This is a genomic window from Arthrobacter sp. NPDC056727 (assembly GCF_042790555.1).
In the GTDB taxonomy this organism is placed as follows: Bacteria; Actinomycetota; Actinomycetes; order Actinomycetales; family Micrococcaceae; genus Arthrobacter.
In genome coordinates this window covers 78,734-86,706 of the sequence record NZ_JBHTZA010000022.1, presented here as the reverse complement: position 1 = coordinate 86,706, position 7,973 = coordinate 78,734, and the positions used below count along the sequence as shown (strand labels likewise).

The window sequence follows — 7,973 nt, the reverse complement described above, 5'->3', positions numbered from 1 at the left end:
CCGCCGGACAACCATTAGGTCGAGAGCCCCAACCAGGATCACTGGTCGGGGCTCTCCCGCATTTAAACACCACCACCCACACCCGACAACACCCCCGGGAACCCGCCCAGTTCCAGGCGACAGGACCCGGGGACCCGCCCCCGATGACCAGACACCCCCCAACCCCTCCTCAGATCCCGCCGGGTATTCACAGACCCTTCCTCAGATTCCGTCGGGTATTCACCAACCCCTCCGCAGATCCTGCGGGTTTTTCCCAAACGCTCCCGCAGTTCCCAGCAGTTCACATGGCCTGTAGGGCCTTTTCTTTCAGCCGGTACGCTGCTCTCGGTTCGCATTCGTCCGGGGACTTTCCGGCGCGGTACTAAGGTTTTCACAGGGTAAATTCAGAATTCCCCACTGTTTCTCAACGGGACCCGGCTACTTTGTACGAACGCATCAACGGTGATGCGCTCAACGGAGGAAGGATTCCCTGATGCGTTCCAGATCAGACATCCCAACTGGCCGGAAAATAACCGGAAGGACGCGCCACAGGCGCGGAGTTTCGCCGGCCAAGTGGCTAGCAGCAGCGGTCACCACGATTTTGTTTGTCTCCGCTATTTCGTTCATTGGCGGGACCGCCCAGGCTGCGACCGTCACGATCGGTCCTTCCGCAGACGCGGTCGTCAAAAAGGACACACCCAATACAAATTACGGCACCGCGATCGGCCTGAAGGCAGACAACTCCCCGGTCGAGATGTCGTTCCTCAAATTTACGGTTGCTGGCACCGGTAGCACGGTGACCGGCGCCAAGCTGCGGCTCTTCATCTCTGATCCGTCCAACCTCGGCGGTCAGTTCCGCCGGGTGCAGAACACCACCTGGGCCGAAAATACGATCAACTGGTCGAATGCGCCGGCAGCCGACTCCACCGTGATTGCCTCAGTCGGCACGGCCACCATCAACACGTTTGTCGATGTTGACGTCTTTAGTGTCGTCAAGGGCGACGGCACCTATTCCTTCCGCATCAACAACACCTCCTCCGATGGTGTCATCTACGCGTCGAAGGAAGTCGCCGACACAACGCACCGGCCGCAGCTGGTCCTAACGACGGACGGGACGCCGCCTCCGCCGCCTCCGCCCCCACCGACAACACCACCGCCAGGGGCGAACCCCTGCGGTACGACGGCAACGCCGCCATCCACCTACGACCACGTGATCTGGTTTATTTTCGAGAACAAGACCTACTCGCAGGTCATTGGCAGTGCGAACGCCCCCTACATGACCCAGCTTGCCCGTCAGTGCGGTTCTGTAACCACGTGGAGCGATGCGGGTCTCGGGCTGCCGTCGCTTCCCAGCTATCTGGCTCTGACGTCCGGCAGTACCCAGGGAGTGACCACGGACTCGAACCCGAGCAACCTCCCGCCGATTACCGCCGACAACATCTTCCGGCAGGTGAGGACCCGGGGGCTGACTTACAAGAGCTACCAGGAATCCATGGGTTCCAACTGCCAGCTTGGAGGCTCCGGCCAGTACGTGGTCAGGCACAATCCCGAGGCGTACTACCAGGGCACGGGGGACCGGGCCGCGTGTGCCGTCAACAACGTCCCCCTCGGCACTCCGGCTTCCGGGAACCTCCAGCGCGACCTGGCCAACAACACACTGCCAAACTTTTCCCTCATCACGCCGAACGTCTGCAACGACATGCATGACTGCAGCATTGCCACCGGCGACACCTGGCTGTCCGGCTGGCTTCCGTCAATCCTGAACAGCCCGACGTACAAAGCCGGCAGGACTGCGATCGCGGTGGTGTTCGATGAAGACACCCCGGTTCCCAACTTCATCGTTGCCCCGTCCGTGGTGCCTGGGACAACGGTTCAGGGTTCCTACAGCCACTACTCCCTTCTTCGTTCCACCGAGGAGATGTTGGGCATAGCACCCATGCTGCTGAACGCCGGCAATGCGGTCAGCCTGCGCCCGGCCTTGAATTTCTAAGCAAGGGTTCAGCAACGCCGACGGCGCCTGGCCGGGAACATTACCCGGCCGGGCGCCGTTGTGGGTGGAGGAGCGATACTGATCGGCGCCCTGACACCCAAGCCTGTAAGGACTCTTCATGCCCCAGCGGACCATCGTTATCACCGGAGCCAGCGACGGCATCGGTGCAGCAGCCGCGCGGAACCTGGCGAAGGCAGGCGAGCGTGTCGTCGTCGTCGGACGTTCCCCCGAGAAGACCGCGGCGATAGGCACGGAACTTGGTGCCGATCATTTCGTGTGCGACTTCGCAGAGCTGTCCCAAGTGCGCGAGTTGGCTGCCGTGTTGCGGGCAAAGTACCCGCGGATCGACGTCCTGGTGAACAACGCCGGCGGGATCATGCGCGGTCACGAGTTAACCGTTGACGGCCACGAGAAGACGTTCCAGGTCAACCATCTGGCACCGTTCCTGCTCACGACCGTGCTGCTGGACGTTCTCACCGCCAGCAGCGCCACCATCATCAATACTTCCAGTGCCGCCAACGGCTTCGGCCGGCTTGACCTGGCGGATCTCAATTCAGAGCGGAGCTACTCGACAAACCGCGCCTACGGCACGGCGAAGCTGGCGAACATCCTGTTTACTGCGGAACTGCAGAACCGCTACGGGAAGGACGGCATTGCGGCGGCGGCTTTCCACCCAGGCGTTGTGGCCACCAACTTCGCGGCAGAGTCCACGAGCTGGTTCCGCCATGCTTACAAAAGCGTATTGAACCGGTTCCTGCTCTCGGCCGAGCAGGGAGCTGACACGCTCGTGTGGCTTGCCACTTCCACGCCCGGCAGGGACTGGGTGCCCGGGGCCTTCTACATCAAGCGCGCCTTGGCGAAGGCCAACAAACAGGCCTACGACGCTGAGCTGGCGAGGGCCTTCTGGGACCGCAGCCTCCAACTTGTCAGTGCCGGCGAACCCGCGGACAAGCCGGAGCTCGACAACGCCTGAGGACTGAAACGGCGCTGGGCTTTGGCCGGCCCCGCGTCTCAGCCCTTGCAGCCTCGTGATGCGATGCCAGAGAGGTCCCCCAAAGTAGGGCCCCTCCGGGAGGTGAGGAAGGGTTGGCCGAAAGGCGGCGGGATGTGAGGAAGCGTCTGAAGTCAGTGGCGGAGGTGGAGGCCTTCAAGCGCTTCGAGCACGTCCGCTGAGCGGCTGATGGCCTGCCCGAGTCCGGCCTCGGATTCGGGCACCGAGAACAGGAAACCCTGCATGGCATCGCAATGCAGGGCGGTCAGGTAGGCGGCCTGCTCGGCTGTCTCGATGCCCTCCGCGGTGACGCTGAGGCCCAGGCTGTGGGCCATGTTGATCATGGAGCTGAGGATCGGCAGCTTCTCCGCCCCGGTCCTGATCATCGAAACAAAGGACTGGTCGATCTTCACCGCGTCCACCGGCAGGTCCTGCAGCCGCCCCAGCGACGAGTAGCCCGTGCCGAAGTCGTCCAGGGCAACCCGCACGCCGGCACTGCGCAGACTGGCGAGCTGGCTGATCACGTGGTCGTCGGCGTCGAAGAACACGCTCTCTGTCACCTCCAGCACCAGCTGCCGCAGGTCCATGCCGTGGGTCCCGGCCATGCCCAGCACACTGCCGGCGAAATCGCAGTCCCGCAGCTGCATACCGGACACGTTCACGGCGAGTGAGCGTTCCGTGCCGTCCGAAAGCCAGGGGCCCAGCTGGATGAAACTTTCCCGCATCATCTGCAGCCCGATCGTCGAGATCAGCCCGCTGCGCTCTGCCGTCGGAATGAATTGCGACGGCGGGACATTCCTGCCGTCTCGCTCCCACCGCGCCAGGGCCTCGAACTGGACCACCTCTCCCAGCCGCGGCGACACAACCGGCTGGTAGCTGACGCTGATTTCGCCGTTGTCGACGGCGAGCCGCAGCCCCGCCTCCATGTCCGTCCGCTGGACCAGGGCGGTCATCATCTCCGGCTTGAAGCGCATGTACCGGTTCTTGCCGGCGGCCTTGGCGGCGTACATCGCCACGTCCGCGCGCCGGAGCAGCTCCGACGCGGCCACCGCGTCCTCGCACAGCGAAGCGATCCCCAGGCTGAGGCTGGGCCTCAGCAGAGAGCCTTCGATCAGCACCGGAACGTTGAGGGACTGCACGATCCTTTCCGCGACCGTCTCGGTATCCGCGGCTCCGGTCAGGAGCACGACAAACTCGTCGCCGCCCAGCCGGGCCACCGTGTCGTCCGGCCGGACGCAGGCCCTCAGCCGGCGCGCCACCTCCACCAGCATCCGGTCCCCGGCGGCATGGCCCAGGATGTCGTTGACCTCCTTGAAGTCGTCAAGGTCCAGGAGAAGGACGTCGACGGCGGCGCTGTCGCTGCCGTGCAGCGCTTCGGCCAGTTGGTCATGGAACAGCTTGCGGTTCGCCAGGCCGGTCAGCGGATCCTGGAACGCCATCGCCTTGAGCTGGGCGGCCTGTTCGGCGAGGTCCGCCATCGCCTTCCGGGCCTGCTCCTGGGCGCGGCGCCGTGGCGTCACATCGCGGAAGCTCCAGACCCTGCCCACCACGGCGTTGCCCACCCGCTGTGGCCGTGAGTAGCGCTCAAAGGTGCGGCCGTCGAGGAACTCCAGGGTGTCGTGGCTTTCCGCCGCGGGATGGGCGTACAGTTCGTTGACCTTGTCCACGAAGCTCTCCGGATGTGAGAGGAGCCCAAGCACATACTCCATGACCGCGGCGTCGTCGCCCGTGGCCAAGAGCTCGCGGGGGATGCCCCACATCCTGGTGAACTGCTCGTTGATGCCGGCGATCTTGCCGTCGACGCCCACCACGAGGATGCCGTCGGCTGTGGACTCGAGGGTGGCGCTGAGCAGCGACATCGCCTCGCGCAGCTCGGCGTCGGCCTCCTGCCGGTGGAACGTGGGCCGGACCGAGGCAACCAGGGAGGGGCCGCCGTCGGAATCCAGCAGTGCGCACGCCACTTCGCCGTGGAATTCTGTGCCGTCACTGCGCAGCCCGTAGGACTCGAAGGGGGTCTGCGCGGCAGGGTTGTCTCCGGTCTCGCTGCGCAGGCTGGCGAAGAGGCGGTCGAAGCCGCTGCGGTAGCCTTCGGCGAGGAGCATGCGGTGGTCATGGCCGACGAGCTGCAGCCTGCCGTAGCCGAAGAGCCGCTCGGCGGCGGCATTCACCTGCGTGATCACCCCGTCGCCGCCGATCACCAGCACCGCGTCCGGCAGGGAGTCAAACAGGTCAGCGAAGCTGCCGGCCGGATCCCGCTCAGGGCGTGGGAAAGGCACCGTCATGCGACCGTTGCGTGAGACCGCGAGAAACTCATCGAGCGTCCACCCCCTCACCTCGATCATAGGGGGTGGACAGGGAGGTTTCGATATGTTCAACCGGCGGCGGGGACGCGCTCCACTGCCGGGGCCGGCTGGGTACCGAGGCCGCGCACCGTCCAGCCTTCGGCCTGCCACGCCGCAGCGTCCAGTACGTTCCGCGCGTCCAGCACCGTCCGGCGTCGTACCAGCTGCCCGACGGCGGCCGGCGACAGGTCCCGGTACTCGGCCCATTCAGTCAGCAGCAGCACCAGCTCGGCACCCTCGAGGGCCCGCGTGGCAGAGGCCTCAAACCGGAGCTGCGGGTAGCGCATCCAGGAGTTGTTGATGGCCTTCGGGTCCGTCACGGTGACGTGGGCGCCCGCCGCGGCGAGCCGGAGCGCGACGTCGAGGGCGGGGGAGTCGCGGATGTCGTCCGTGTCCGGCTTGAACGCCGCACCCAGCACGGTCACGGTCCGGCCGGCGATCATGCCGCCGCAGAGTTCACTGGCGACGGCCGCGGTCCGGGCACGCTGGCCGAGGTTGATGGAGTCCACCACGCCCATCCACTCGTTCACGGACTCGACGTCCAGTGCCTGGGCCTGGGCCCGGAAACTGCGGATGTCCTTGGGCAGGCAGCCGCCGCCGAAACCCAATCCTGCGTGCAGGTACCGGTTGCCGATACGCGGATCCATACCCATCGCTTCGCTCAGTTCGGTGACGTCGGCGCCCGCGGCATCGCACAGTTCCGACATCGCGTTGATGAAGCTGACCTTCGTGGCCAGGTAGGCGTTCGACGCCGACTTGATGAGTTCCGCCGTCGCGAAATTGCACACGAGCCGGGGGATGCCGGCCCGCAGCAGCGGCTCGTACACCGCGTCGAGCACGGCGGTCACGCCGCGGGACGCTCCCTGCGTGCCGTCGCTGCGGCGCCCGAACGCGCCCTCCTTGCCGCCTGGCACGCCGTACACCAGCCGGTCCGGCACCAGCGTATCCTTCACCGCGCTGCCCTGCCGCAGGAACTCCGGATTCCAGCCCAGGAGCACATCCTGCCGCCCGCCGAGCAGGCGTCCCAGCTTGTCGACAGTGCCCACCGGCACGGTTGATTTACCGACGACGGCGGCACCCCGGGCCAGGTGCGGAAGGAGACTTTTGGTGGCGGAAAGCAGGTAGCTGAGGTCGGCGCCGTCGGACGTCTTGGACTGGGGCGTGCCCACGCAGAGGAAGTGCACCTGTGCCGCGGCGGCGTCAGCGAAGTCCGTGGAGAAGCTGAGGCGGCCGGTGGCGCGGCCGTCGCGCAGCAGCTCGTCCAGACCCGGTTCGAAGAATGGGGCTTTGCCGCCGGCCAGCTGCTCGACGCGGGCGGGGTCGACGTCGATCCCCACCACGGTGTGGCCCATCGATGCGAGCGTGGCCGCATGCACGGCGCCGAGGTAGCCGCAGCCGATCACGGAAATCTTCACAGGGGGGCTCCTTGGGTGGTCTTGGTTTCTGATTCCGCTGATCGAGCCTGTCGAGATTGAGCTCCCCCCGCGGCCCTGGTTTCGGCGAGCTCAACCAACGGGGCGCCGGCAACGACGTCCTTGTAGTGGCGCACCAGCTCTGCGCAGAGGGCGGGCCACGTCCGGCCCTGGACCGAGGCGTAAGCGGCCGCTGCGAACGCGCGGCGCTTGGCGTCGTCGCCCATCAGGTCCATCACGTGCCCGCGCAGGCCGGCCAGGTCGCCCGGCTCATAGAGCCAGCCGGTGCGGGAATTCTCCACCAGGTCCAGGGGCCCTCCGCGGCCCGTGGCCACCACCGGAACGCCGGATGCCATGGCCTCCTGGATAGTCTGGCAGAAGGTCTCGAACTCGCCGGGGTGGACGAAGAGATCGAACGATGCCACAGCCCGGGCCAGTTCCTCGCCGCCAAGGAAGCCGGTGAACACGGCGTTGGGCAGGGCCTCCTCCAGTGCGGCGCGCTGCGGGCCGTCGCCCACAACCACCAGCCGGGTGCCGGGGACGTCTGCCAGCACGGCGAGGTCCTCCACCTGCTTCTCCACGGCCAGGCGGCCGACGTAGCCGATTAGGCGCTCACCGCCGGGCGCCACGGACGCCCGCCACCCGTCGTCGCGCTTTCCCGGTGCAAAACGCGCGGTATCCACACCGCGCCGCCACATGCCCACCCGCAGAATCCCGCGGCCGCGCAACTGGTTCAGCGCGAAAGTGGACGGCACCAGCGTCCGGGACGCCAGGAGATGAATGTTTTCCACCCGGTTCCAGGCCCAGTTCTCCAGGAACGGCACCCCGTACCGGGCGGCATAGCTGGGAACCTCGGTCTGGTAGATGGCCACCGTGGGGATCCCCAGCTGATGCGCGGCCTGCGCCGCCCGCCAGCCGAGCACGAACGGCGACGCCAGGTGGACCACGTCCGGTGCATAGTCGGCAAGGATTCTCTTGACCCGGTACACACCTCCCAGCGCCACGCGTACGTTCGTGTACCCCGCCAGCGGAACGGAGGGCAGCCGGTGCACAAACGCGCCGTGCACAACGTCCAGAACATCAGCGTCCGACGTCGACGGCGCAATCACCAGTACCTCATCCCCCCGTTCCTGCAGGTGCTCAAGCACTCGCAGGATGGAGTGCGTGACTCCGTTCATCAGTGGCAGGAATGATTCGGCAACGATAGCGATCCTCACCCCTCAACGGTGTTCCCGCCGTCTAACCGTGCGGGGGAGCAG

5 protein-coding genes are annotated in these 7,973 nt (G+C 66.1%); 2 read left to right on the top strand and 3 right to left on the bottom strand.

Annotated elements, in window-relative coordinates; genetic code table 11:
- Positions 1–472 precede the first annotated feature (472 nt).
- Both ACFRAH_RS19170 and ACFRAH_RS19165 read left to right on the top strand, forming a co-directional pair.
- Positions 473–1,969, top strand: coding sequence for an alkaline phosphatase family protein (locus ACFRAH_RS19170; RefSeq protein ID WP_377992490.1), 1,497 nt, complete (start codon positions 473–475; stop codon positions 1,967–1,969).
- A 118-nt stretch (positions 1,970–2,087) separates the two neighbouring features.
- On the top strand, positions 2,088–2,942 hold the full coding sequence (locus ACFRAH_RS19165) for an SDR family NAD(P)-dependent oxidoreductase (protein ID WP_377992489.1): 855 nt from the start codon (positions 2,088–2,090) through the stop codon (positions 2,940–2,942).
- A 152-nt stretch (positions 2,943–3,094) separates the two neighbouring features.
- On the opposite strand, the gene ACFRAH_RS19160 is transcribed toward ACFRAH_RS19165, so the two are convergent.
- The 3 genes from ACFRAH_RS19160 to ACFRAH_RS19150 all read right to left on the bottom strand — a co-directional run bounded on the left by ACFRAH_RS19160 (position 3,095) and on the right by ACFRAH_RS19150 (position 7,931).
- Positions 3,095–5,242, bottom strand: coding sequence for a putative bifunctional diguanylate cyclase/phosphodiesterase (locus tag ACFRAH_RS19160; RefSeq protein WP_377992488.1), 2,148 nt, complete (start codon positions 5,240–5,242; stop codon positions 3,095–3,097).
- 89 nt (positions 5,243–5,331) lie between these two features.
- Complete coding sequence (locus ACFRAH_RS19155; protein ID WP_377992487.1) at positions 5,332–6,717, bottom strand: UDP-glucose dehydrogenase family protein; 1,386 nt, start codon at positions 6,715–6,717, stop codon at positions 5,332–5,334.
- Positions 6,714–7,931 (bottom strand): glycosyltransferase family 4 protein, encoded by a 1,218-nt coding sequence (locus tag ACFRAH_RS19150; RefSeq protein ID WP_377992486.1) that lies wholly within the window; start codon positions 7,929–7,931, stop codon positions 6,714–6,716. The genes ACFRAH_RS19155 and ACFRAH_RS19150 overlap by 4 nt, the downstream gene beginning before the upstream one ends.
- Between the last annotated feature and the right edge of the window lie 42 nt (positions 7,932–7,973).

What these genes read in the sequence shown, in the direction of transcription:
- ACFRAH_RS19170 (WP_377992490.1), top strand. Translation starts at nt 473, where the DNA reads ATGCGTTCCAGATCAGACATCCCAACTGGCCGGAAAATAACCGGAAGG.
- ACFRAH_RS19165 (WP_377992489.1), top strand. Translation starts at nt 2,088, where the DNA reads ATGCCCCAGCGGACCATCGTTATCACCGGAGCCAGCGACGGCATCGGT.
- ACFRAH_RS19160 (WP_377992488.1), bottom strand. Translation starts at nt 5,242, where the DNA reads ATGACGGTGCCTTTCCCACGCCCTGAGCGGGATCCGGCCGGCAGCTTC.